Raw genomic sequence first — 928 nt, forward strand, 5'->3', positions numbered from 1 at the left:
AGCAAACGGGTCTACTTCCACGGCCTCAAGCTCCACCTCCTGGTGGACGACGGGAAGTTTATCCATGAAGTGAGCCTGACCCCGGGAAGCCTACATGATCTGAGCTCTTTGCTCCTTCTTCCCCTGGACCTTCCCGAGGGGCGGAGCTCTACCTGGACCGGGGGTACGAAAGCCACTTCTATGAAGACCTCCTCCGGGAGGCGGGGGGGGATTGTGCCCATGGTCATCCGTAGAAGGAACAGCCGGCGGTATGTGCCTTGGTTGCAGTACCTGGCCATTGTGGGGCGGCTGCTTTCCCGTGAGGGAAACACCTAGGGGGTGGTGGAGACGGTGGGCAGTATGCTCCATGCCCTCTTCCCGCGGCGCATCCATGCGGTGACCCAGGAGGGTTTTGTGATCAAGGTGCTCTCCTTCATCTTGGCCCACAACCTAAATCTCTTGGCTCAACAAATGCTTGGGTAGCAACTTGGGTTAGGTTAGGTTTAGCTGCGGAGAAGCTACAGAACGGACTCCCCTAAACTTTACCTCTCTTTGAGGATTTGTTCCTTCATTTCCTTGATCCGGGGCGAAAGCCAGGATTGGTAGTCCTTGTGTTGAATTGTGAGGCTATAGATGCTGTTCCGATCACCTGCAAGGGCCATCTCCACGTCTCCGACTCTACGAACGATAGGTTTGCCCGGGGAAACCTTTTTTATGCCCGATCGGACCCAATCTGCTGCTTCTTGAAGCACATTTCCCTCGAACCAGACGGTGGCCAATACAGGAAGGTAGCGTTGGGCCATCACTTCCGCGTTTGGGCCAGAGATGGTGACCCAGTAGAGAGTTAGTTCGTCTTTGTACGAATCGACGATTACCCGAAGCGTGTTCACTCCCTATGTACACGTCAAAACCTCCATAGGGCATAACCCCAAGGGACTTCCGCGCCTTC

General features: G+C 55.2%; 1 protein-coding gene and 1 pseudogene. One reads left to right on the forward strand and one right to left on the reverse strand.

Features of this window, described 5'->3' with window-relative positions; all coding sequences use genetic code 11:
- Positions 1-462, forward strand: a pseudogene (locus tag L0C59_RS11050) (transposase); the annotation flags it as partial.
- Between the two features lie 59 nt (positions 463-521).
- Here L0C59_RS11050 and L0C59_RS11060 read toward each other — a convergent pair.
- Positions 522-869 carry a hypothetical protein gene (locus L0C59_RS11060; protein ID WP_243091376.1) on the reverse strand — a complete coding sequence of 116 codons (348 nt, stop codon included), beginning with the start codon at positions 867-869 and terminating at the stop codon, positions 522-524.
- Positions 870-928 lie beyond the last annotated feature (59 nt).

This window comes from Thermus neutrinimicus (assembly GCF_022760955.1).
Taxonomy (GTDB): Bacteria; Deinococcota; Deinococci; order Deinococcales; family Thermaceae; genus Thermus; species Thermus neutrinimicus.